The following is a 23,023-nucleotide window of genomic DNA, read 5'->3' on the forward strand; positions in this document are numbered from 1 at the left end:
ATTGCCCTGCATCAGCAGGGCAATTTATATTCGTTATTACGCAGAAGTACGCATCACACCAATAGTATTAAATTCATTTTTCACACTGAGCAAACGGGGGTCATGAAGCAAAACATTTGACCATAAATCATTCTCTTTAATTAATTGTTGCCAGCGCTTTTCATATTCTTTCTTACCATAAACAGTGTAAATTAACGGCAAAATCACACCATTGATTTTGTTAGTGTTAATATTTGCCAGTAACTTCATAATGTCATTTTTTATAGATGCGCCATAGATCAGAAACTTCGTATAAAGCGAGTTAACACAGGTGTAATCAAGACCATGTTCAGGCTCAAGTTTAAGCAATAAACTTTTGGCTTTGTCATTATGTCCTTTCAGTGCCATGAACATAGCCAGAATAGAGGTAATAATTGGATTATTACAGGTGTTTTGACTGTTAAGATTTAATGCAAAAGATATCGCGTTATCGAGGGGGGATGTGTAATAAAGTATAATTAATTTAAGAATGCTTATGCCCATTTTATTGGGTTCAAGAGCAATGCTTTTTTCTATTAAATTAAATGCTCTTGCTAGGTCACCGTTCAAAAAACATAGCAGAGACTGATAATAATAAACGTCTGGCGAATTAGGTTTGAGTAAATGTGCTTGCTTAAATAGCACATTAGACACTGAATGTTCATCTTTTAGCCCACTGATTAAACCCAGTAAACCCAATGCCTGAGAATTTGAAGGGTTAATTTCAAGAGCCTTTTCAATGGAGGTTACTGCCGTAGTTATTGCTTGTTTTTGTTCACTGAGTCCAAGGAGGGCTAATGATATATGGCATTCCGCCAGGCAACAGTAGGGCAAGGTATTTTGCGGTTGCGTACTCACACAATCTCTAAATATTACTAATGCTCGTTTCAAACTCTCTGGTGTATAACGATACATTTCCATTCTGCCATTCATATACATAACAGCAGAATCCAGAGATGGCATTTGTTGTGTATTAATAGATTTAAAATTAATATTGGGTATTTTTTCAATAAGAATATTAATTACTTGTGATAATAATACGGAAAGAGGATTATCGGGGTTGAAATCAATACTTTGATGATCAATCAATTTATGTGTTCTGGCATGAATTAACTCAATAAATAAATGCCAGTTTTTACCATAGTGAACGACCTGACCCATAATATAATATTCTGGACCTGTTTTATTGATAAACTGATGGATAGTGGAAAAATCACTGGCCTCATTTGTTACCGAAGCTGGTAAAATATCTAAACCACAAAAAGCATATTTTGAAAGGCCCTGGACAAGTTCGTAATGGAGTTTTAGAACATTGATCGAACCTTCAGTACGAAAGGGAAAAACGGCAAGAGTAGTGGTCGACTTTACCGGTTCATTATCGGTCACAATCACAATAGGTACAGTAAAACGGTATCCACGACCATAGACCGTTTCGATATACTTACATTGTTTATTCTCATGCAAAAGCTTGCGCAATGCATAAATACATCGTGTTAGAGATTCATCACTGGCAACACTCGCGCTCCAGACCTTATCGATAATCTCTTCTTTGCTAACAATTTCACCGTCAGCATTAAGCAATAGAATAATAACGCCAAGTTCTTTCGGGGGAATATGATATTCTTTGTTTTTGAATAATAATATTCCATTGTTTTTTAATACAAAGTCGCCAAATATATATTGTTGTGTATTATTTTTTCCATGTTGCAATTGCATAGAACGCTCCTTCCGTTTTCTCTATTCATAGTATTAATTTGATCAATATAAAATAAAGTATTGGCAGAATTGCTCTATCAAAAAACGCTCATTTTGTAAGATTGTGATGAAGAAATGAATGAAAGCTGATGCTTAATAATATGAAACGCTGGTCCCATTTTTCGGGACCAGATAGTGGGCGATAATTGTGGGTGTTACTTAATCAGAAACGTAAATAATCTTTTGCTGAATCAAACAACGCAGTAATGGTTGAAGATAATAATTTGATAATTGTATCGTAGGTGGAGTTGGCTGTACTGTATTTAGTCGTGATAACCTGCACGTCGGTTTTCATGTTTTCTGCCTGGCTGTTATAACCCGCCAGCCATGCCTGGTATTCAGCCGTGCTTATTTCGTAGCCGGTGAATTCTTTAGATATATTTTTTTCCTTCCCTTTATCGTCCCTATGCACCATTGAGTCTGAAGACTGACTCATACTGTCTATAATCTGAGGGTTGGGAATAATAACATACAGACCGCTACCTTGCGGTTCAACTTCGACAATCGGAGAAGGTGTGCGGTGTTTGGGATCGGGTGGAATTACCGGAAGTCCTAAAGCGGCGCACCATTTTTCTGCTTCTTCTAGTGGTACACCAATTTTGTCAGCAGGTGCCGGAGGGTATAAAACATAGTCTGGATTGTAATGATAGTGGAAATCACCATTAGGATATTTATCGATATAATAAAAATGCATCAAGGCTTTTTGGAATGCATTGACGTCAAAAACTATCGCATCGCCTTTTTTATTAGAGTGAGTCCATTTTCCCATATTGCTTTGGATATGTTCACTGAAGTCCTGCCAGTATGCGCTCATTATCTCAACGCTATTTGCATAGATTTCGAGGTAGTCGCTACCGAGCACACTCATCAAATCAGCAATATCACTGCATATATATTTATCACTTTTAAATTCGTTTGAACTACTGGCCGTTAAAGTACTGCTGGTTGCTGAACTTCTCACTTCAGGTGCAGAACTATCTAAAGAAGCGATAGCGTGATTTAAGGTACCTTTGGTCGATGCCATTGCACTTGACCCGGTTGTGTTGTCAGCAACGTTAGCCAGGGTTTTTCTCACAGAGTTATGCAAGGTCAATATTTTAGCGGGATCCTTTAATTTTCCGTCAATAGTATTAACATTTTCTGTAAGCTGCAGAACGTTTTTTATCAGCGAATAACTTTCGTGTAAGAGCGCAGATCCCTTCTCTGACAGGTTCTCAGTTGGGAAATTTCTGAGCATGTTTTTAACGAAGTTGAGTTGTATGTCATGCTGGCATTTCCAGTCTTCATTTCGCGGGCTACGTTCACTGACTAAAGTTGATAGTTTTTCAACATCTTTCTTGAGCATAGCGCCAATATTATTATCCTTACTGGCGCTGTTATACAAATTACCCTCGCTTTTGCTGTTTTCCAGTTGATGAGGCTCCTCACTTTGTGAGGATGCCTCTTTAAGAGGAATGTTTGCATTCTGCTGACGTAAAATATCTATATTTAGATTATTATCTTTATTAATCATGTGCCATTCCTCCTTAAATATAACTAACTATTATTGCAATAATTTATGAGCGAATGCCTTGAACGATTGCACTATCAGTATCAATAATGGTTTGTATTATTTGCTGTAATAAATTGAGTGCTTGATCTCTTCCTTGAACATCACGATTAATTTGATCCAGATAGCTACTCATAACTGAATGCATAACATTTTTAGCTTGCTCAGCCAAGTCTTTTTCTGCACGAGTATGTTCTGCTGCCACTGTTCCGCCGTATTGAGATAGATTTGCAATAGACTGAAATAGATTATTGGTATGAGAAATAGAACTGGTAATACCATATCTTAGATTGTGACTATTAATTTTTTCTTTGTCTTTAATTTTATTAGTGATACTTTCTTTTTCTTTTTGTAACTTACTTGATTGCTCTTGTTTGTCATTATCCTCAATATTCTTGTTATTTGATAAATCTTTTTGTTGATTTTCTATTTCGGCAAGTCTGGCTTTCGCATTTGCCATATCTTCTTTTGATTTTATCCGAGTTTGGCTATCTGGTTTGTCTGTATTTTGTTCCTGGTTTTCTGCGATATCATCTATCTTTCCCGCGGGCTTCGCAAGTTCTGCACCTGCCATAAATACAGCTCCCGTAGCATTAATAGCTGAGCCTGCTAATGCACCTGCAAAATTTGCCCAAGAAGCATTTTTTGTTTCGCTACTCTGAAGATGGACAAGCTGTTCAAAAACGATGCTCATGCTAGCATCAGCCTTGGCAGAGGCATTGTACATTGATGTAAAGACTCTTAGAAAGGCCTCCATAATGTTCTGTTGTCTCATCGTCAAATTATCTAACATATCGAGAATATTAAATGTTATGGTTTTCTCTATTGACTCGGTAGACTGACAGGATGATTTTGTTGCTATGGCAGAATTTTGATTTATATTATGTAGTGTATTCTTAGCATAATTAAGACCATCTAGTACCTTACATTGTAATTCAGGAGAGAGAGCACGGACAGACTCTATCAGACTAATAAATTTAGTATTTGTATCAACTTTAATATCATTTGGCGCAAAACTTTGCAGTATTTTTTTAGCTTGTGATACTCTTGTTTCATAAGCAGGTTGTTCATCGAATGTTGTTTTATCGAGATTCTTATTATGAGCTGTATTGTTTATATTGCTAATATTATTGGTCATTTTTGAATCCTCTTATACGATAGAATGAGAAGCAAATTTCAAAGCTTCAGTTCGGTGTTGTAATACACGCACCATCTGAGCTACCTCTTGTTCGACGGTTTTATCTATCCTTTGCATCACTGTAAGCATTTGTTCGCGCGTTTTTGATAGATTGCTTATATCTTGTTGTAGAATTTCGATATCTGCAGACTTACTGGCAGCGTATTGATTCATGCTCGATGTAATTATTGTACAAACACCCGAGGCAATTTTTTCAAGAAGAATAGTTATTTTTGCAAATATCATTATAAATTGTGATGATGCTTTTATTTTGTCACCGAGAAAATTTAATGCTGACATGATTTTTTTTGATACTGACTTGATCATAGATTCCACGGTGGATTTTATACTGTCAGTTATTTCTTTTGTGATTTCTTCGGCGGCAGTTTTTGAGAGTGCCTTTACAAGTTCACTTATTGCTACTGAACAAATTAATGTTGCACCAATCATTAATGTTACCATAACAATAGAAGCGGCTGCAGATGAGTAAATATCTTGTACTAAATCAATAGTCGTTTGTTGGACACCCAAGGCGTCCAGAAGAGCGCAGATTGCGAGTAGTGTGGGGTCATATTTAGAAATAATACCCGCAAGACCTTCAGTTAGTTTTCCCAAAATCCAACCGGTAGCCGTGGTACCCAGAGTGATTTGACAAATAATATCAACACCTAATACTACTGCCCCTGCGATTCCTCCAATTAGTGCCAGCGCTCCAGCAAAGCTTGCCCCAGCACTTGGAACTGCTGCGACAATACCAATCACAATTAAGGCTGCACTTACGGCAAATGTAACTACAGTAACGACCTCATTAATAATGTTTAAAACTTTTGTCCATGTAGTATAGCTACGCGCTGTTTCATTGAGTTTATTTTCCCTGACATGGTTAATCTCTTTCATTACCTCAGATTGATTTTTGATCGATTCGCAATTGGTATCACCAATAACTTCCATTACTGAGGTAATCAAAAGGATAAATGTGGCTGTTGCGTTTCTGTTTTTCTGGTTTTCCTGGGTCAGGCAAATATTGGTGGTGAAGTTATTAATCTGTTCTTGCTGTTGAATTTCGTCAAAAATTTCCATACTTTGGCTGATCGCAGCATCAGCATCCATAATGGCTGTATTTAACGATTTCTCAGCTAACGATTTTTTTTGTAATGACAGCGTGAGTGTTTTTTCAGCCGCACTTTTTTGCGTCACTACTTTATTATATTGCGGATCGCCAGGTTGCAGTTGCGAGAGCTCTTGATTCAATGTGTTGACTTTTTTCTCCAGCGATTGCACCTTTTTATCGACCGCATTGTAATTATTATTGGCCTGATGCATGATGTCGTCGGCTTTTTGCGCGGAATCTAATGACGATGAGTAAGCGTCACTTAATTCACGAAACTTATTATGTGCCATTTCGTGTCGAAGCAGGGTGCTGTCAAGGTTATTATGCAAACGTGTTGTAATATCCTGATCGGCAATGCCTGTTAGATTACCCAAAATCATTGTCAGGCGGGCATCGTTCGTCTTTGCTGTAGTGGCGTTGTCGGAATCTGAAACCTGCATTTCAGGCGGAGCAAGCATAGGTTTGTTTTCAAGACGAGTGCGAATATCGTTATCAAGGGACTTCGGGTTTTTATTAAGCCGCATGGGATCAACTTGCGTTTTGTTGCTGTCCTGCAGTCTTTTTTCCGCATCGCTATACTGTGTGCGCAATGTTTAGCTGATTTGTTCAAACGTGATCGTTTGTCCCGTAATCGGTGCCGACATAATTCACCTCCTTTTTAAGCTATCATCGGGTGTAATTAATTCTTTTTTATTTAACTCATGGCAGATGTTTATTCCCATCTAAAATGGCATCAACGGGAAAGTAAGTAATGTGTTTATTGTTATTCTTCTCATTTATTTTATCGCCATGGTTATTTTTTAAATCAACCGGGGCTTCCTCATGATATTTCCTGATTAACTCTTCAGGCGTAAAAGAAGAGTTTTTTCCGTTTATGTTCATTTTGCCGACTCACTCTGTTTGAACTTCCTCTTCGGTATTGGCTGTCAAGAGTTCAAGATAAGCAGTAGCCATCTCTTTAACTTTTTCATTTTGGCTGTAGGTTACGACTGTATTAAATAACTCCGTGGCCATTTTAGTGTTTTTTAAGCCCATCTGGCACTGGCCCATATAATAAATCAAAGAGAAATCGTTATCGGGAGATAGCATTAAACAGATATGATACATGTCGAATGCCTTTTGATAATCTTTCTTCAACTGACAGACGGCGGCATATCCTTTTAAATAGTTATAATTTTGGAAATCATAAATACAGAGAAATTTAAAAAAGAGCTCAGCTTCGTCAAGTCTTCCTTTTTCATAAAAGTTATAAGCGTAAGCATAAACGCCTTCAAGGGTATCCGGAGTAATGCCATGCAGCTCTGCAAGTGTTGCTCCCATACCTAATGCACGTTCGAACTTACTGGCAATTTCTTTATTTTCTTCTAAATCCAGATTTGCGCTTTCCATCTCTACTCTCTCCTTTCGAACATTCTTTGTTCAGACTTCACCATTTTTTAGAGGGTGGTGATATCAAAATTCGCTCATTTTTATGCCCATCCGTTGGGCTTCCTTTTCTGCATTAAAAACAAGTATTGTTTCAATGAGATAAGATTTTCTATGTGATGAAATGAAAACAATGTAGAGGGAAATTCCTCCACAATCCTGATGAACGGGTGCAATTTTGATTGGAATTTGAAAAAGCAGGTGATTTACTGATGTGCGAGCGTACGTCAGCGGCTGCTGGCCTGAGCGCGGAGGTGTGCGAAATTCACATATCCGGGCATTCCACTTTACCCAGCGCTTCCCAGTAGTTATTCTGATTATTACGCTCCATCGCCACAATAGCTTCGCGGATATGTTGTTTGTTATTCTCATCAGACAACATTAATTTTTCCCACGCTTCGTCTGATAATGACGCCTGTGGCGTGCAAATTTTACGTAAATCTTGCAATACCGTGGTCTTTTCTTTTGCCGACTGTAGAGAACTGAATGGCGATTCGGCCTGAGAAATGGCTGGGAAAGTCAGGAATACGGTAATCATGAGTAGCATCGTTGGCTTCATAGCTGCAACCTTCTGCAAATGTGCATCGAATGAAGCATAAGTGTAGTTTGCTTTTGCCGCTCTCATCATGCTGTACGAAAGGTGTTTGCGTGGTCAGTAAGAAGTGCCAGTTTTATATACCTTTTTCTTCTATTCGATAGCTTTTCGTTTTTTAAATCGTAGTGATCTTGCCATTATAGTCAGTTAACGATTAAAAAAAGGATAAAAAAGTGAAACTGACAACACATCATCTACGGGCGGGGGGCGCATTATTACTGGCAGGAATTCTGCTGGCAGGTTGCGACCAGAGCAGCAGCGATGAAAAGCACATTAAAGTGGGCGTTATTAATGGCGCAGAACAAGATGTCGCGGAAGTCGCTAAAAAGGTGGCAAAAGAGAAATATGGCCTCGATGTTGAATTGGTAGGATTTAGCGGTTCGTTGCTACCGAACGATGCGACAAATCATGGCGAGCTTGATGCGAACGTCTTCCAGCATCGACCCTTTCTTGAACAAGATAATCAGGCGCATGGTTATAAACTGGTAGCGGTGGGAAATACGTTTGTCTTCCCCATGGCGGGTTATTCCAAAAAAATCAAAACCGTGGCGCAAATAAAAGAAGGCGCGACAGTGGCGATCCCCAACGACCCGACCAACCTTGGTCGCGCGCTTTTACTGTTGCAAAAAGAGAAGCTAATTACTCTGAAAGAGGGAAAAGGGTTACTACCTACCGCGCTGGATATAACCGAGAATCCTCGTCATTTGCAGATTATGGAACTCGAGGGGGCGCAGCTCCCGCGCGTACTGGATGATCCCAAAGTTGATGTGGCGATTATCAGCACCACTTACATTCAGCAGACCGGGCTTTCTCCGGTGCACGACAGCGTATTTATTGAAGATAAGAATTCGCCGTATGTGAATATTCTGGTAGCACGGGAAGATAATAAGAATGCAGAAAACGTGAAGGAATTTCTGCAATCTTATCAATCATCCGAAGTCGCTAAAGCGGCAGAAACCATCTTTAACGGTGGCGCGGTGCCTGGCTGGTAATTCTCACTCATCCCGCGCCGGACGATTTATTTTTCTGGCGCGGCGACGGGAATCCATTGAAATCAAAATCACCGATGACAGAATCAGCAGTGTGCCCAGCCAGTCCGGTAATGTGAATGTGATCCCCAGCAACAGCAAAGAGAGCAGCGCGCTACTTAATGGCTCTGCACAGCTCAAAATGCTGGCTTTTGGCCCGCCAATTAATTGTGCTCCTTTCAGGTACAGACTAAATGTCAGGGACGTACCAATGACCACCAAATAAAAAAACGCCAGAATCAAACTGCCGTTAACGACAAAGTTTGTCCCTTGTCTGGCATAAAAAGGCAACAGAATCAGACCGCCGATCAGCATACTCCAGCCGACGACAGGCAACGTGCCATAGCGGGCAATTAGCGTTGAGGGATAGGTGGTATAGAATGCCGCAGCAAATGCCGAGGCAATGCCCCAGAATAACGCGGCCGGAGAGATTGATAATGACGTCGGATTACCGTGTGTCACCAGTAAAAAAGTCCCGACCAGCGATGTCAAAATAGCGCAAAAAACCAGAATGCCCGGGCGGGATTTACGCACCAGTGAGAACCAGGCGACGATAATCGTCGGTGAGAGGAATTGCAGCACCGTTGCCGTGGCAGCATTCGATTTTTCAATGGTCAGTAAAAAGGTGAGCTGTACGGTTAGCGCGCCAACCACGGAAAAAATCAGCAGACTAATGGCATCTTTGTGATTGTTAATAATAGAAAAGATTTTATCGCCATGAACAAATGACAGCGTCAGCAGAATCAAACCGGCGAATATCAAACGCGTCATAGTCAAAAACTGCGACGACATCTGGCTTTGCTCCATGATGTATTGCGCGCAGACCCCTGAACTTCCCCACAACACGGCGGCAATCAGAACGTTCAGCATCCCCTTTCTGGTGGAACCCATTTTTCCCTCTGCATACTGTTTTGTCGTTTATGTATGCAGGCATGATAGCAAAAATGGCGAGGATGGCTCTGTTTGCGCCACGCCGATTTTTCTTAGCCCAGACTGGTGAGCTAAATATCTTTAATAAACAGCAGGCAAATCATCGCAATACCCAACATCCCTATCGCCAGCCAGAACAACGCGTGGTAGCTCCAGATTTCAACCATAATTCCGTCAACAGAGCCGGCGATAATCCAGCCGACGCGTGAAGTATTTGCATATAACGTTGTCGCAGAGCCTATTTTTTCAGGCATCAGGTCCTGAAAATAAAGCATGCCGATACCACAGAGAATACCAAGGAAGATGGCATTTAGAATTTGCAATTCCAGCTCAACTGCCGGAGTCGTCGCCATGAGTACGCTGGCGTAAAAACACATTCCACTCACGATAGCAATGAGCATTAATAGCCGCTTGCCAATACGTTTCATGTAATAGCCTGCGATTAACATCATCGGAATTTCCAGACCGGCAGCAATACCAATCATTTCTCCAGCCAGTTTATCGGTTAGATGCAGTTCATCAATAATAAATAGCGGCATATTTATCATGTAGAGATTATTCGCCGCCCACATCATTGAACACACCACAAAAAGTAGCCGCGTATCTCGCTTTCTATGGATGGAGGGTAAAATTTCTACGGGTTGGGTAACGACAGGAATATTTCTTTGTATTGATGGCAAAAACAACCAGACTATCAGCCCGCAAACAATAAATGCGATGGCAGCGGTGAGATACATCACTTTAAAACTAAATCCCATTGCCAGTTCATAAGCGAGCGGTGGCCCGATAACCCAGGCAAGCGAGATCTGAGCACGTAAAAATGTACTGAACATGACCGTCTCGCGACCTGTTCTGTCGGCGTGTTCACGGGCGAGGGCGAACATTTGCGGGTTTGCGGTGGAAGCAAAACTACTCAGAAGTACGCCCGTAGAGAGGAGAATGAAGTAGTTGCGATTCCACGCAAAAAGCGTGCAGGCCAGCACTCCAAATAAGCAACATAGCAGGATCAGTAATTTACGGTCGCCTTGTTTATCGGAGTGTCTTGCCAGAAATTGACTGACAAGAATTCCCATAATAGCGCTACCGGTGAAGAAAAAACCTACCATTATAGGACGGGCTTTCAGTTCATCTGCGAGGAATATACTTAGGGTAGGAGTCTGGAGAGCGCCCGCAATACCCGTCAGAAAGGCGACAAGTAAAAATGCCGCGGCAGTGAGATCAAGTATTTTTGATGGAGTGGTAGCCGTTTTTTGCATTCTTCTGAATCACCGGGCGACAAAATATAACTGAGTTACAAATAAGTACCAGTCGAATGAGTATTGTATTAAGAATTTTTGAGTATCGCTGATACAACCAGAAAGCAATGCTAGCGCAATATTATAGGGCCAGCAATTGAGATTATTAGCAAAAGCATGTTAAGAGTTAATCACCGAATATATATTAATTATACTAAGGCAATGAGCTATTTTTGATAGTAAAAATAAAACAAGTTGATTTGATATATTAAATGAACAAATTAATCTTGATGGCAGTCTGATTATTGGTGAAGTTTATAGGTCAGTTTTTTTCGCCAGCGGTTAAAGGAATAGAATCGTCGTATAAAAAAGGGTGTTCTGGAGCGTGTAAAACAACATCTTCACCTTAATGGCGATACAGTTGGCTGAGAGTCAGCTGGGGGGGCAAATCACCTGCAAATAAACACGGCGCATGCTGGCGCGAATATCGCGGATGCGTTCGAGGACAGAAGAACCGACAGGCGGATTCTTCAGTTGCTCATCGTCCATCACAAAACTTTTGATCAGGTATTCCTGAAGCCGATTGAATATTGAGCAGATAGAAAATATCTGGATTGACAGTATTACAAGGGATTGGAGAACGTCAGAAGAGGCAAATTGGCGGAAGATCACAGGAGTCGAACCTGCCCGGGACCGCTGGCGGCCCCAACTGGATTTGAAGTCCAGCCGCCTCACCGGAGACGACGATCTTCCGCGCCTCGATTGCTACATGGAGGCGGGGCGCATTATAGCTACTTCCTTGAGTTTCTACATCCCCCAGATCAGTTTTTTCCGCCTAATACACGCAGCGTATTATCACGAAAGCATTATAATTCATATAAAACCCATATTTTACAATGATATATGAGCGGAATTAACGCTACCACGATCACATAAAACAAGAATCATAAATTAATAACCAGATATCGGAATATTCGCTCTCACAGGGATGGTTTACAAAATGCGTTATCGGTCTCAGCACCCCTATAGCATCAAGGAAAAGCAGATGAAGAGTGAAGTGTTGTCCGTTAAAGAGAAAATTGGTTATGGCATGGGAGACGCCGCCAGCCACATTATTTTCGATAACGTAATGTTATATATGATGTTCTTTTATACCGATATTTTTGGCATTCCTGCCGGATTTGTCGGAACCATGTTTTTGGTCGCTCGTGCACTGGATGCGATTTCCGATCCTTGCATGGGGTTGTTGGCCGATCGAACGCGCTCTCGCTGGGGTAAATTTCGTCCGTAGGTACTGTTTGGCGCACTGCCATTTGGGATCGTCTGTGTACTGGCCTATAGCACGCCAGATCTCAGTATGAACGGAAAAATGATTTATGCAGCAATTACTTACACCCTACTTACCTTACTTTATACCATCGTTAATATCCCTTACTGCGCATTGGGTGGTGTAATCACCAATGACCCGACTCAGCGTATCTCGCTGCAATCCTGGCGTTTTGTGCTGGCGACCGCGGGAGGCATGCTCTCTACTGTGCTGATGATGCCGCTGGTTAATTTAATTGGTGGTGATAATAAACCACTCGGTTTCCAGGGCGGTATCGCGGTCCTTTCCGTGGTGGCATTTATGATGCTGGCATTTTGTTTCTTCACCACTAAAGAACGCGTTGAAGCACCACCTACAACGACGTCTATGCGGGAAGATTTACGTGATATCTGGCAAAACGACCAGTGGCGTATTGTCGGTTTCCTGACCATTTTCAATATTCTGGCGGTATGCGTACGCGGCGGGGCGATGATGTATTACGTCACATGGATTTTGGGTACGCCGGAAGTGTTTGTCGCTTTTCTTACCACTTATTGCGTGGGTAACCTGATTGGTTCCGCACTGGCGAAACCGCTGACCGACTGGAAATGTAAAGTCACTATCTTCTGGTGGACGAACGCCCTGCTGGCAGTGATTAGCCTCGCGATGTTCTTTGTTCCTATGCAGGCCAGCATCACTATGTTTGTCTTCATCTTCGTGATTGGTGTGTTGCATCAACTGGTGACACCTATCCAGTGGGTAATGATGTCCGATACCGTCGACTACGGCGAGTGGTGCAATGGTAAACGCCTGACCGGGATCAGTTTTGCTGGCACGCTGTTTGTGCTCAAACTGGGGTTGGCCTTCGGCGGCGCTCTTATCGGCTGGATGCTGGCTTATGGCGGATATGATGCGGCAGAAAAAGCGCAGAACAGCGCCACGATTAGCATCATTATCGCGCTATTCACGATTGTTCCGGCGATCTGTTATTTGCTGAGCGCGATTATCGCTAAACGCTACTACTCACTCACGACGCACAATCTGAAAACCGTTATGGAACAGCTGGCTCAGGGCAAACGCCGTTGCCAGCAACAATTCACCTCTCAAAAAGTGCAGAACTAAGGAACGGCAATGAAAATTAGCGACGGAAACTGGTTGATTCAACCTGGCCTCAATTTGATTCACCCGCTTCAGGTGTTCGAGGTTGAAGAGCAGGGTAATGAAATGGTGGTCTATGCTGCCCCTCGTGATGTGCGTGAACGTACCTGGCAGCTTGATACGCCTTTATTTACGCTGCGCTTTTTCTCCCCACAGGAAGGTATTGTCGGTGTACGGATTGAGCATTTTCAGGGGGCGCTGAATAACGGTCCTCATTACCCGCTCAATATTTTGCAGGACGTGAAGGTCACAATCGAAAACACAGAACGTTACGCTGAGTTTAAAAGTGGCAACTTAAGTGCGCGTGTCAGCAAAGGTGAGTTCTGGTCACTGGATTTTCTGCGTAACGGCGAACGTATTACCGGTAGTCAGGTGAAAAATAATGGCTACGTGCAGGACACGAATAATCAACGAAATTATATGTTTGAGCGGCTGGATCTTGGCGTTGGCGAAACAGTTTACGGTCTGGGAGAGCGCTTTACTGCGCTGGTGCGCAATGGCCAGACGGTAGAGACCTGGAACCGGGACGGCGGCACAAGTACTGAACAGGCGTATAAAAATATTCCGTTCTATATGACTAACCGTGGTTATGGGGTACTGGTCAATCATCCTCAATGCGTCTCTTTTGAAGTGGGATCGGAGAAAGTCTCCAAAGTGCAGTTCAGCGTTGAGAGTGAATATCTCGAATACTTTGTTATCGACGGCCCGACGCCAAAAGCGGTACTTGATCGTTATACCCGTTTTACTGGTCGTCCGGCGCTGCCGCCCGCGTGGTCCTTCGGCCTGTGGCTAACCACTTCATTTACCACCAACTACGACGAAGCGACGGTAAACAGCTTTATCGATGGTATGGCGGAACGCAATCTGCCACTGCATGTTTTCCACTTTGACTGTTTCTGGATGAAAGCCTTCCAGTGGTGCGATTTTGAGTGGGACCCGCTGACTTTCCCGGACCCGGAAGGGATGATCCGCCGCCTGAAAGCGAAAGGGCTAAAAATCTGCGTCTGGATTAACCCCTATATCGGGCAAAAATCCCCTGTCTTTAAAGAGTTACAAGAGAAAGGCTATTTACTCAAACACCCGGACGGTTCGTTATGGCAGTGGGATAAATGGCAGCCAGGTCTGGCGATTTATGACTTTACCAATCCGGATACCTGCAAATGGTACGCCGACAAACTGAAAGGTCTGGTCGCGATGGGCGTTGATTGCTTTAAGACCGACTTTGGCGAACGTATTCCAACCGATGTTCAATGGTTTGACGGTTCCGATCCGCAGAAAATGCATAACCATTATGCGTACATCTACAACGAACTGGTGTGGAACGTGCTCAAGGAAACCGTTGGCGAGGAAGAAGCCGTCTTGTTTGCTCGCTCTGCCTCCGTTGGTGCGCAGAAATTCCCGGTACACTGGGGTGGCGACTGTTACGCTAACTACGAATCAATGGCGGAAAGCCTGCGCGGTGGTTTGTCTATTGGCCTTTCAGGTTTTGGCTTCTGGAGCCACGATATCGGCGGCTTTGAGAATACCGCTCCGGCGCACGTTTACAAACGCTGGTGCGCGTTTGGTTTGCTCTCCAGCCATAGCCGTTTACATGGCAGCAAATCTTATCGTGTGCCGTGGGCCTACGATGATGAGTCCTGTGATGTGGTGCGCTTCTTCACGCAACTGAAATGCCGCATGATGCCGTATCTGTATCGTGAAGCTGCTCGTGCGAACGCGCGGGGTACGCCGATGATGCGGGCCATGATGATGGAGTTTCCGGACGATCCGGCTTGTGATTACCTTGACCGTCAATACATGTTAGGCGACAACGTGATGGTTGCGCCTGTGTTCACTGAAGCGGGCGATGTGCAGTTCTACTTGCCTGAAGGTCGCTGGACACACCTGTGGCACAACGATGAACTCGATGGTAGTCGCTGGCATAAACAGCAGCACAGCTTCCTGAGTCTGCCCGTTTATGTGCGTGATAACACCCTACTGGCGCTGGGCAACAACGAGCAACGTCCCGATTACGCGTGGCACGAAGGCACGGCATTCCAGCTCTTTAATCTACAAGACGGGCATGAAGCCATCTGTGAAGTGCCCGCTGCTGACGGTTCCGTTCTTTTCACCCTGAAAGCGGCGCGTACTGGCAACACGATTACTGTGACTGGTGCGGGCGAGGCGAAGAACTGGACACTGTGCTTGCGCAATATTGTGAAAGTAAATGGTCTGCAAGGTGGTTCGCAGGCTGAAAGTGAGCAGGGACTGGTGGTGACTCCTCAAGGGAATGCGCTGACAATTACGTTGTAATCTATTGAAGAATGCCGGATACGAATGGTTTTGTGTCGTATCCGGTAAATAATCTCACATCTGGTAATAAATATTTCTTCCATCGTATTTGCGAGCATGATCACGATTATTCATCACGAAAATGTGATCTGTGCCGAAAAATATCTATTAACCGCCCCGTTTTGTTTTATACATGTCCGGACTACGGACAGATTTTAGTATTGTTGTGAAATTATTCTGCTTTATATTTACCCTCAGAGATGGCAACTGAAGCTCTTCCACATGGGGCTTCTTAATCTGTGATAAGGGTAAAAAATGCAAATGATTACCTCGCGACAAAACAGATTATTACGATTCCTTTTACCACGAAGGGAATATACGACTATTGTTACGATTGCCGGCTATTTAAATGTTTCGGAAAAAACCATTCAACGTGATTTACGTTTACTTGAGCAATGGCTGGAACAATGGCGAATAACCGTTGAGAAGCGTGCTGGCGCAGGTGTGATGTTAGACTCGAAGAATATTACTGATTTGCTGCATCTTGATCATTTGTTGGGAGCAGAATGTGAAGAGATTGATGGTGTAATGAATAATGCCAGGCGCGTTAAAATAGCGTCGCAGTTATTAAGTGAAACACCGAATGAAACGTCGATCAGTAAATTGTCAGAGCGCTATTTTATCAGTGGAGCCTCTATTGTTAATGACCTGAGAGTGATTGAGTCCTGGCTTGCGCCGTTGGGGTTATCATTGATCCGCAGCCCAAGTGGTACGCATATTGAAGGTAGTGAAGGGCAAGTCCGACAGGCAATGGCATTACTGATTAACGGCATTATTAACCATAATGAGCCGCAAGGTGTCGTGTATTCACGTCTGGATCCCGGAAGTTATAAAGCATTAGTCCATTATTTTGGAGAAGAAGAGGTGTTATTTGTCCAGTCATTGTTACTGGATATGGAAAATGAATTAAGTTGGTCTTTGGGAGAGCCTTATTACGTTAACATTTTTACTCACATCCTTATTATGATGTATCGCAACACGCACGGGAATGCGTTATCCAGAGAAGAAGATCAAACCAGGCAATATGATGAAAATATCTTTAATGTTGCCAGTCAGATGATTCATAAGATAGAACAACGAATTGCACATACATTGCCCGATGATGAAGTCTGGTTTATTTATCAATATATCATTTCATCAGGTGTGGCGATTGATGGACAAAAAGATGTTAGCATTATTTCACATATGCAGGCCAGCAATGAAGCGCGTCTGATTACCTGGCGTTTAATTACGGTATTCAGTGACATCGTGGACTGCGATTTTAGTGAAGACAGCGCATTATATGATGGCTTGTTGGTTCATATTAAGCCGCTGATTAACCGACTAAATTATCGCATTCATATCCGTAATCCATTGCTGGAAGATATTAAAGCAGAATTAGCGGATGTCTGGCGGTTGACGCAATATGTGGTGAATCAGGTATTTAAAACCTGGGGTGAGAATGCAGTGAGCGAGGATGAAGTAGGTTACCTGACCGTTCATTTTCAGGCTGCGATGGAGCGGCAAATTGCCCGTAAACGTGTATTACTGGTCTGTTCAACCGGAATCGGAACTTCGCATCTACTGAAAAGCCGTATTCTGCGAGCATTTCCTGAATGGACGATTGTTGATGTTATTTCAGCAGCGAATTTATCACAGGTTTTGCCTGACAATATCGAACTGATTATTTCGACCATTAATTTGCCTACAGTCACTATGCCGGTCGCTTATGTTACCGCTTTTTTTAATGATGCCGATATTAAGCGAGTCACTGAAATGGTGATTACGGAAAAATTACATCATGCGACATCTCGGGTCGTTGAAATTTAATGTCAGAATTTTATGAGGTATGACGAATGGACATAACAAAAATCCTGAATACGAATCGCGTTATTTTAGATATGCAAGCGACGAATAAAGCGGAGGCGATTGAAGAATTAACTAATCTTCTCAAAAAAGATGGTGCGATCGATTGTCGGGAAACCTTTATTAAAGATGTCTGGCAGCGCGAAGCGGAAGGCTCGACTGGTTTTGAAAATCATATTGCGATCCCGCATGGTAAATCTTCTGCGGTAATTAATACCACGCTGGCTATCGGGCGTACCCGGCAGGATATTCCCTGGGAAACACTGGATGGCAGTAGCGTACGCTGTATTATTTTATTTGCGGTACGTCTTGAAGATCAAAATACCACTCATATCCGTTTACTTTCCCAGGTCGCGGGCGCGCTTGCAGATGATGACATCATAGCGCAATTGCTGGTTGAGACGAGCCCGCAAAAAATCATTGATCTCTTTAGTCAGTATGCACAATCCGATGTCTACTAAATAACAGGGAGTATATCATGAATATTGTCTGTGTTGCCGCCTGCACGGCGGGTATTGCTCACACCTATATTGCTCGTGAAAAGTTAATTAAAGGGGCAAAAGCACTGGGCCACACCATTAAAGTTGAAACCCAGGGAACCATTGGTACAGAAAACGAATTACAGGCGGCAGAGATCTCTGCTGCTGACGTCGTGATTCTTGCTGTGGATGTGAAAATAAAAGGAGAAGAACGTTTTACCAATAAACGCATTGTGCGAGTAAAGACAGAGATCGTCATTAAATCGCCCGTTCAATTTCTTGAAAAGGTCGAAAAATCACTGGGAAATAAATGATCCTTATACTGGAGGGATCTTAATATGAAAGAAAATAAAATTCCGGTTTCACAGGAAATTAAAAAACATTTATTAACCGGCATCTCGTGGATGATACCCCTTATTGTGGCCGCCGGGATATGTATTGCGTTGGGGCAAGTTCTTGGCGGTACAGATGTTGGTGAAAAAACAGGAACAATCCCGTGGATGCTTAATCAGATTGGCGGCTGGGGAATGGGGCTGATTGTGCCGCTGATTAGCGCGGCAATTGCCTATTCTATTGCCGATCGTCCCGGATTTGCCCCGGGCCTGATTGTCGGCTTTCTCTGTGGGCAAATCCATACCGGATTTATTGGCGGTATGTTGGGTGGTTTCCTGGTGGGCTACACCATTTTGCTACTTAAACGCTATATTCGCCTGCCGCAGTCGATGCAAGGACTCATGCCAATCATGGTGTTGCCGGTATTAAGCACCATTATCGGTGGGCTGTTAATGATGACGCTGATTGGTAAACCCATCGCCTGGTTACAAGAAGCACTGATTCATTTGCTCGAGTCGATGCAGGGCGGATCGCGCTTCCTGATGGGGGCCATACTTGGCGCGATGGCAACCTTCGATTTCGGTGGTCCGGTCAACAAAACCATGTCGCTGTTTTCCGATGGCTTGCTGGTCAGTGGCGTCTACGGACCAGAAGCCGTGAAATTTGTCGGCTCAATCATCCCTCCGTTTGGCATCACACTTTCGTTCTTACTGACACGCCATAAATACACCCGTGCGGAGCGCGAGGCGCTGAAAGCCGCGTTTCCGATGGGGATCTGCATGATCACTGAAGGAGTCATTCCGATCGCCGCGCGTGACCTGTTGCGAGTAGTGGGATCTTGTGTGGTGGCATCGGCGGTCGCGGGCGGCTTAATCATGGTGTGGGGCGTGGAGAGTCCGGTTCCACATGGCGGCATGTTTGTTGTGCCTCTGTTCACCCATCCTCTGCTGTTTTGCCTGGCGCTGGGTATAGGCACGGTGATTTGTGGCGTGATGCTTTCACTCTGGAAGAAACCGGTAACGGAACGCGACGAAGAGTTTGACGAACTGAGCGATCAAAAGCTGAAAGATGAAGAGATCACTTTCACCCTCGAATAACCGGAGGCCCTATGTTTGCCGATATGAAAAGTATGGTGATGAAAGCCTGGCATGAACATTACGCCTTGCTGGCGATCAACTATATGAATCTGGAAAGTGCTCGCGCAGCTATCCGCGTGGCGGAGAAGAATCGCGCTCCAATCATTCTCAATCTCTATCAGGGGCATCTGGCGCATTTTCCTGCACCCGTCGCGGCGGCAGTGGTTAAAACGCTCGCGGAATCTGCCTCAGTACCGGTCACTCTGGCGCTTGATCATGGCAAAAATCCGGACTGTATTCGTCAGGCGTTTCGTGCTGGTTTCAGCGGATTAATGATTGATGCTTCTGCTTTTCCCCTGGAGGAAAACGTGCGCCAGACCAAGGCGGTGGTGGAACTCGCCGCCAGCGCGCAGCTCTGCGTTGAAGGCGAACTGGGCCATCTGGCAGATGCGCCGCGTTACGACCAGGCCGCCAATGCAGACATGATGACGCAACCCACTGATGTGGAAGCGTTTATCGCGCAGACAGGCATTGATCTACTGGCCGTCTCGGTAGGCACGGCGCACGGCATGTACGCGCTTGGTGTTGTACCTGCTATTGATTTTCAGCGTCTGGCGGAGATTTTCCACTGCTCGAGCGTGCCTCTGGCATTACATGGTGGTAGCGGTACGCCGTTCGATCAGCTCCAGCTCTGTACGACTCTGGGGGTAGCAAAAATCAACGTGGGGGCGGCCATTTTTGAACGGGGGAAATCCGCGCTCCTGCATACCCTCTGTCACGATATATCCATTGAACTGGTGGACGCGCTGAAAGCTATGGAACTGGCCTTCGAAGAAGCGATTACACCGTATTTACAGGCGAGCGGCTCTATCGGCAAAGCCTGATTCATTTTCTGTCATGGCCTTTATGCCAGTGCAATAACGCACCGGCAGGGCGGACTACACGCTGAAACTGGAGATTTAACATGTTAGTTTCGATGAAAGAATTACTGCAACCTACCCGCCAGCACGGCTTTGCCATTGGCGCATTTAATGTGGCGGATAACTGTTTCCTTCGCGCAGTCGTGGATGAAGCAGAAGCGACAAATACTCCGGCGATTATTGCCATCCATCCCAGCGAACATGATTTTGTGGGCGATGCCTTTTTCGCTCACGTTCGCGAAATTACCCAGCGTAGTCCGGTCCCGTTTGTACTGCACCTCGATCATGGTGCCTCTGTAGAGCATGTTTTGCGTGCGATTCGCTGCGGATTTACCTCAGTAATGATCGACGGTTCGCTGCTGCCGTATGAAGAAAACGTGGCGCTGACCGCAGAAGTGGTTCGCCTCGCTCACGCGGTTGGAGTGTCGGTTGAGGGTGAACTGGGAACCATCGGACAAACAGGAACGTCGGTAGAAGGTGGTGTTTCACAAGTGACCTACACAGATCCGGCGCAGGCCGCCGATTTTATTGCTCGTACAGGTGCCGACACTCTGGCTGTGGCGATTGGTACAGCGCATGGCATCTATCCAAAAGGGATGCAGCCGAAGCTGCAAATGGACATTTTGCGCGACATTGCCGGACGTATTGATATTCCGCTGGTGCTACACGGTGGTTCGGCAAACCCGGACGCGGAGATTGCTGAATCAGTTACGCTCGGCGTCGGCAAAATCAATATCTCCAGCGATATGAAATACGCCTATTTCCAGAAAGTGCGTGAAATTCTCGCTAAAGAGAGCTGGTGGGACCCGAACGTCATCTATCCGGATGCGATTAACGCGGCGCGGGAAGTCATTCGCCACAAAATGAAACTGTTCGGTTCGCTCGGTAAAGCATCACTGTACTAAGCCAGAAGGGCGGGGTGACCCGCCTTTTACGCAACAAGGAACGAGATATGCACTATCTGGGGTTGGATATTGGTGGGACCAAAATCGCCGCCGTCGTCATGGATGCGCATGGCTGGGAGATTCGCCGTTACCGCTGCCCGACGCAAAAGTCGACATATCAACAATTTGTCTCATGCGTTGTGGCGTTTATCGAGCAGATTAGGCGGGACGTTCAACGACCGATGCTGACAGGGATCGCCTTACCCGGCAGTATCTCGCCACTCACTGGCCTGATTAAAAACGCGAATATTCAGGTGATTAACGGTCATGCGTTACAGGCTGATTTGCAGCAATTGCTTGGGCAACCGGTGGTGATAGCCAATGATGGTAACTGTTTCGCGCTATCAGAAGCTTGCGACGGTGCCGGGCAAGATTATGACGTGGTATTTGGTATTACGCTTGGTACGGGCTGCGGCGGTGGCATTGCCATCAAGCAACGACCGTTTATAGGGGCCTGGGGAAATGCTGCCGAATGCGGTCATATCACGTTGCCAGGCTATACGGAGCAGGAAGATGGTCCATCAGTCAGTTGCTATTGCGGCAAACACAACTGCGTGGAGTCGTTTGTTTCCGGCAGCGGTTTTAGTGAACGCTATCAACAGATGACTGGTAACTTGCTCACTCCTGCGGCGATTGTCACCCTGGCACAACGTGGTGATGCTTGTGCCATGCAGCAGGTGGCACGTTTTCGCCAACAGCTTGCCCGCACGCTGGCAACCATCGTTAACGTTGTTGACCCTGGCGTGATTGTGATCGGCGGCGGGCTTTCGAATGTGGAACTGCTTATCACCGCTCTGAACGCAGAAGTTGCTCCACTGGTTTTCACCGATCAATTCACCACTCCCATTGTAAAAGCACAGCACGGCGACAGTAGCGGAATGCGTGGCGCTGCCTGGCTTGCTATGCGCAACGGAGAAGCCAATGAAACGTTCACAAATTAATTATGTTATTGATAAAGCACATGCCATTGCGCAGACCTTCCGCGTTTGTTTGCCAGAGTTCGCCTATTTTACGGTGGATGACTGGCTGCAGCTGGAACGGGATAACTGGCAAGAAGTGGTCGACTTACAGCTCGGTTGGGATATCACCGATTTTGGTCGTGGTGATTTCAACCAAACGGGACTAACACTGCTAACGATGCGCAACGGCGCGCTGGGGTCGGCGGCATATCCAAAACCGTATGCTGAGAAAATGTTGCAGATCCAACAAGATCAGCAGACTCCCTGGCATTTTCACACCCACAAAATGGAAGATATCCTCAATCGGGGCGGTGGAGACTTATGCATGCAGTTGGCCTGGGCCAACGAAGCCAATCTCTGTGATGATCAACGAGTCATTACCGTGAGTGTTGATGGTCAGCGGCGTACCATGAAACCTGGTGAAACGCTGGTGCTAAAGCCGGGGCAGGGCATTTGCCTGCCGCCGCGTCTGTATCATCGCTTCTGGGCGGAAAAAGCGTTTGTTCTCGGCTGGGAAATTTCGATGGTAAATGATGACCAACACGATAACTATTTTCTTGAGCCGGGAGGACGTTTTCCGGCGATAGAAGAAGATGAACCGGTGAAATGGTTATTGTGCAGTGAGTATGGAATTTTGCGCTAATAACGGGGAACGCTAGCGCTGATATCCGCTAGCGTCCTTATTGTGCACAGAAAACCCCCAGCTAGGCTGGGGGTTCCGGAAAGCTTTCAGCTTTGAGCCAGTTATTAAAACCCCTTTTGATTTGTTAAAACACCTTGCGGTCTGGCAACTGCAAGTGTCAAACAAGAAATCAAAAGGGGGTCCCAATGGGGAACGAAAAGAGCTTA

General features: G+C 44.8%; 19 protein-coding genes, 1 tRNA gene and 2 pseudogenes. 11 read left to right on the top strand and 11 right to left on the bottom strand.

Annotated elements, in window-relative coordinates:
- Nucleotides 1-36: 36 nt before the first annotated feature.
- The 7 genes from eilA to yicS form a co-directional block, all read right to left on the bottom strand.
- A complete protein-coding gene (eilA, locus tag ACJHWK_RS14115; RefSeq protein ID WP_170886082.1) occupies nucleotides 37-1,734 on the bottom strand; it encodes a HilA family transcriptional regulator EilA in 1,698 nt (565 codons plus the stop codon).
- Nucleotides 1,735-1,936: 202 nt separating this feature from the next.
- A complete protein-coding gene (locus ACJHWK_RS14120; RefSeq protein ID WP_001521681.1) occupies nucleotides 1,937-3,286 on the bottom strand; it encodes an IpaD/SipD/SspD family type III secretion system needle tip protein in 1,350 nt (449 codons plus the stop codon).
- A 43-nt stretch (nucleotides 3,287-3,329) separates the two neighbouring features.
- Nucleotides 3,330-4,460, bottom strand: a complete 1,131-nt coding sequence (locus ACJHWK_RS14125) for a hypothetical protein (RefSeq protein ID WP_000183751.1) — start codon at nucleotides 4,458-4,460, stop codon at nucleotides 3,330-3,332.
- A 12-nt stretch (nucleotides 4,461-4,472) separates the two neighbouring features.
- Nucleotides 4,473-6,200 carry a type III cell invasion protein SipB gene (locus ACJHWK_RS14130; protein ID WP_410234857.1) on the bottom strand — a complete coding sequence of 576 codons (1,728 nt, stop codon included), beginning with the start codon at nucleotides 6,198-6,200 and terminating at the stop codon, nucleotides 4,473-4,475.
- Between the two features lie 109 nt (nucleotides 6,201-6,309).
- Nucleotides 6,310-6,492 (bottom strand): hypothetical protein, encoded by a 183-nt coding sequence (locus ACJHWK_RS14135; RefSeq protein WP_001024524.1) that lies wholly within the window; start codon nucleotides 6,490-6,492, stop codon nucleotides 6,310-6,312.
- A gap of 9 nt (nucleotides 6,493-6,501) precedes the next feature.
- Nucleotides 6,502-6,999, bottom strand: coding sequence for a SycD/LcrH family type III secretion system chaperone (locus ACJHWK_RS14140; protein ID WP_001521676.1), 498 nt, complete (start codon nucleotides 6,997-6,999; stop codon nucleotides 6,502-6,504).
- Nucleotides 7,000-7,300: 301 nt separating this feature from the next.
- Nucleotides 7,301-7,594 (bottom strand): protein YicS, encoded by a 294-nt coding sequence (gene yicS / locus ACJHWK_RS14145; protein ID WP_001521675.1) that lies wholly within the window; start codon nucleotides 7,592-7,594, stop codon nucleotides 7,301-7,303.
- Nucleotides 7,595-7,803: 209 nt separating this feature from the next.
- Between yicS and nlpA the strand changes: the two genes are divergently transcribed.
- Nucleotides 7,804-8,622, top strand: coding sequence for a lipoprotein NlpA (gene nlpA, locus ACJHWK_RS14150; protein WP_001521671.1), 819 nt, complete (start codon nucleotides 7,804-7,806; stop codon nucleotides 8,620-8,622).
- 3 nt (nucleotides 8,623-8,625) lie between these two features.
- Here the strand turns inward: nlpA and ACJHWK_RS14155 are convergent, their stop codons facing one another.
- From ACJHWK_RS14155 to ACJHWK_RS14170, 4 genes and pseudogenes are all read right to left on the bottom strand, one after another.
- The gene (locus ACJHWK_RS14155) at nucleotides 8,626-9,549 is read right to left on the bottom strand and encodes a carboxylate/amino acid/amine transporter (RefSeq protein ID WP_000535959.1); all 924 of its coding nucleotides are present in this window, start codon (nucleotides 9,547-9,549) and stop codon (nucleotides 8,626-8,628) included.
- A 110-nt stretch (nucleotides 9,550-9,659) separates the two neighbouring features.
- Nucleotides 9,660-10,844, bottom strand: coding sequence for a sugar efflux transporter (locus ACJHWK_RS14160; RefSeq protein ID WP_001521670.1), 1,185 nt, complete (start codon nucleotides 10,842-10,844; stop codon nucleotides 9,660-9,662).
- Between the two features lie 429 nt (nucleotides 10,845-11,273).
- A pseudogene (rhuM, locus tag ACJHWK_RS14165) lies at nucleotides 11,274-11,402 on the bottom strand (RhuM family protein); the annotation flags it as partial.
- A gap of 79 nt (nucleotides 11,403-11,481) precedes the next feature.
- Nucleotides 11,482-11,576: transfer RNA gene (locus ACJHWK_RS14170), tRNA-Sec, on the bottom strand.
- Nucleotides 11,577-11,868: 292 nt separating this feature from the next.
- On the opposite strand from ACJHWK_RS14170, the pseudogene ACJHWK_RS14175 reads away from it, so the two are divergent.
- From ACJHWK_RS14175 to ACJHWK_RS14220, 10 genes and pseudogenes are all read left to right on the top strand, one after another.
- Nucleotides 11,869-13,251, top strand: a pseudogene (locus ACJHWK_RS14175) (glycoside-pentoside-hexuronide family transporter).
- Between the two features lie 9 nt (nucleotides 13,252-13,260).
- Nucleotides 13,261-15,579, top strand: a complete 2,319-nt coding sequence (gene yicI, locus ACJHWK_RS14180; RefSeq protein WP_001521623.1) for an alpha-xylosidase — start codon at nucleotides 13,261-13,263, stop codon at nucleotides 15,577-15,579.
- Nucleotides 15,580-15,873: 294 nt separating this feature from the next.
- Nucleotides 15,874-17,427, top strand: coding sequence for a BglG family transcription antiterminator (locus tag ACJHWK_RS14185; protein WP_001177975.1), 1,554 nt, complete (start codon nucleotides 15,874-15,876; stop codon nucleotides 17,425-17,427).
- A gap of 26 nt (nucleotides 17,428-17,453) precedes the next feature.
- Nucleotides 17,454-17,924 carry a PTS sugar transporter subunit IIA gene (locus ACJHWK_RS14190; protein WP_001521621.1) on the top strand — a complete coding sequence of 157 codons (471 nt, stop codon included), beginning with the start codon at nucleotides 17,454-17,456 and terminating at the stop codon, nucleotides 17,922-17,924.
- Between the two features lie 17 nt (nucleotides 17,925-17,941).
- Entirely contained in the window at nucleotides 17,942-18,256 is a 315-nt protein-coding gene (locus ACJHWK_RS14195) for a PTS fructose transporter subunit IIB (protein WP_001028074.1), read from the top strand.
- 24 nt (nucleotides 18,257-18,280) lie between these two features.
- Nucleotides 18,281-19,372: a PTS fructose transporter subunit IIC gene (locus ACJHWK_RS14200; RefSeq protein WP_000662199.1), complete on the top strand. Its 1,092-nt coding sequence runs from the start codon at nucleotides 18,281-18,283 to the stop codon at nucleotides 19,370-19,372.
- Between the two features lie 11 nt (nucleotides 19,373-19,383).
- The gene (locus tag ACJHWK_RS14205) at nucleotides 19,384-20,235 is read left to right on the top strand and encodes a class II fructose-bisphosphate aldolase (RefSeq protein ID WP_410234859.1); all 852 of its coding nucleotides are present in this window, start codon (nucleotides 19,384-19,386) and stop codon (nucleotides 20,233-20,235) included.
- Between the two features lie 80 nt (nucleotides 20,236-20,315).
- The gene (locus ACJHWK_RS14210) at nucleotides 20,316-21,176 is read left to right on the top strand and encodes a ketose-bisphosphate aldolase (RefSeq protein ID WP_000961378.1); all 861 of its coding nucleotides are present in this window, start codon (nucleotides 20,316-20,318) and stop codon (nucleotides 21,174-21,176) included.
- Between the two features lie 47 nt (nucleotides 21,177-21,223).
- Nucleotides 21,224-22,156: an ROK family protein gene (locus tag ACJHWK_RS14215; protein ID WP_000559083.1), complete on the top strand. Its 933-nt coding sequence runs from the start codon at nucleotides 21,224-21,226 to the stop codon at nucleotides 22,154-22,156.
- Nucleotides 22,137-22,817 (top strand): D-lyxose/D-mannose family sugar isomerase, encoded by a 681-nt coding sequence (locus tag ACJHWK_RS14220; RefSeq protein WP_001315082.1) that lies wholly within the window; start codon nucleotides 22,137-22,139, stop codon nucleotides 22,815-22,817. Before ACJHWK_RS14215 ends, ACJHWK_RS14220 begins: the two co-directional genes overlap by 20 nt.
- Nucleotides 22,818-23,023: the final 206 nt, after the last annotated feature.

Origin of the sequence: Escherichia sp. WS547, from assembly GCF_046486065.1 — a bacterium.
GTDB lineage: Bacteria > Pseudomonadota > Gammaproteobacteria > Enterobacterales > Enterobacteriaceae > Escherichia > Escherichia coli.

What these genes read in the sequence shown, in the direction of transcription:
- eilA (WP_170886082.1), bottom strand. Translation starts at nt 1,734, where the DNA reads ATGCAATTGCAACATGGAAAAAATAATACACAACAATATATATTTGGC.
- ACJHWK_RS14120 (WP_001521681.1), bottom strand. Translation starts at nt 3,286, where the DNA reads ATGATTAATAAAGATAATAATCTAAATATAGATATTTTACGTCAGCAG.
- ACJHWK_RS14125 (WP_000183751.1), bottom strand. Translation starts at nt 4,460, where the DNA reads ATGACCAATAATATTAGCAATATAAACAATACAGCTCATAATAAGAAT.
- ACJHWK_RS14135 (WP_001024524.1), bottom strand. Translation starts at nt 6,492, where the DNA reads ATGAACATAAACGGAAAAAACTCTTCTTTTACGCCTGAAGAGTTAATC.
- ACJHWK_RS14140 (WP_001521676.1), bottom strand. Translation starts at nt 6,999, where the DNA reads ATGGAAAGCGCAAATCTGGATTTAGAAGAAAATAAAGAAATTGCCAGT.
- yicS (WP_001521675.1), bottom strand. Translation starts at nt 7,594, where the DNA reads ATGAAGCCAACGATGCTACTCATGATTACCGTATTCCTGACTTTCCCA.
- ACJHWK_RS14155 (WP_000535959.1), bottom strand. Translation starts at nt 9,549, where the DNA reads ATGGGTTCCACCAGAAAGGGGATGCTGAACGTTCTGATTGCCGCCGTG.
- ACJHWK_RS14160 (WP_001521670.1), bottom strand. Translation starts at nt 10,844, where the DNA reads ATGCAAAAAACGGCTACCACTCCATCAAAAATACTTGATCTCACTGCC.
- yicI (WP_001521623.1), top strand. Translation starts at nt 13,261, where the DNA reads ATGAAAATTAGCGACGGAAACTGGTTGATTCAACCTGGCCTCAATTTG.
- ACJHWK_RS14185 (WP_001177975.1), top strand. Translation starts at nt 15,874, where the DNA reads ATGCAAATGATTACCTCGCGACAAAACAGATTATTACGATTCCTTTTA.
- ACJHWK_RS14190 (WP_001521621.1), top strand. Translation starts at nt 17,454, where the DNA reads ATGGACATAACAAAAATCCTGAATACGAATCGCGTTATTTTAGATATG.
- ACJHWK_RS14195 (WP_001028074.1), top strand. Translation starts at nt 17,942, where the DNA reads ATGAATATTGTCTGTGTTGCCGCCTGCACGGCGGGTATTGCTCACACC.
- ACJHWK_RS14200 (WP_000662199.1), top strand. Translation starts at nt 18,281, where the DNA reads ATGAAAGAAAATAAAATTCCGGTTTCACAGGAAATTAAAAAACATTTA.
- ACJHWK_RS14205 (WP_410234859.1), top strand. Translation starts at nt 19,384, where the DNA reads ATGTTTGCCGATATGAAAAGTATGGTGATGAAAGCCTGGCATGAACAT.
- ACJHWK_RS14210 (WP_000961378.1), top strand. Translation starts at nt 20,316, where the DNA reads ATGTTAGTTTCGATGAAAGAATTACTGCAACCTACCCGCCAGCACGGC.
- ACJHWK_RS14215 (WP_000559083.1), top strand. Translation starts at nt 21,224, where the DNA reads ATGCACTATCTGGGGTTGGATATTGGTGGGACCAAAATCGCCGCCGTC.
- ACJHWK_RS14220 (WP_001315082.1), top strand. Translation starts at nt 22,137, where the DNA reads ATGAAACGTTCACAAATTAATTATGTTATTGATAAAGCACATGCCATT.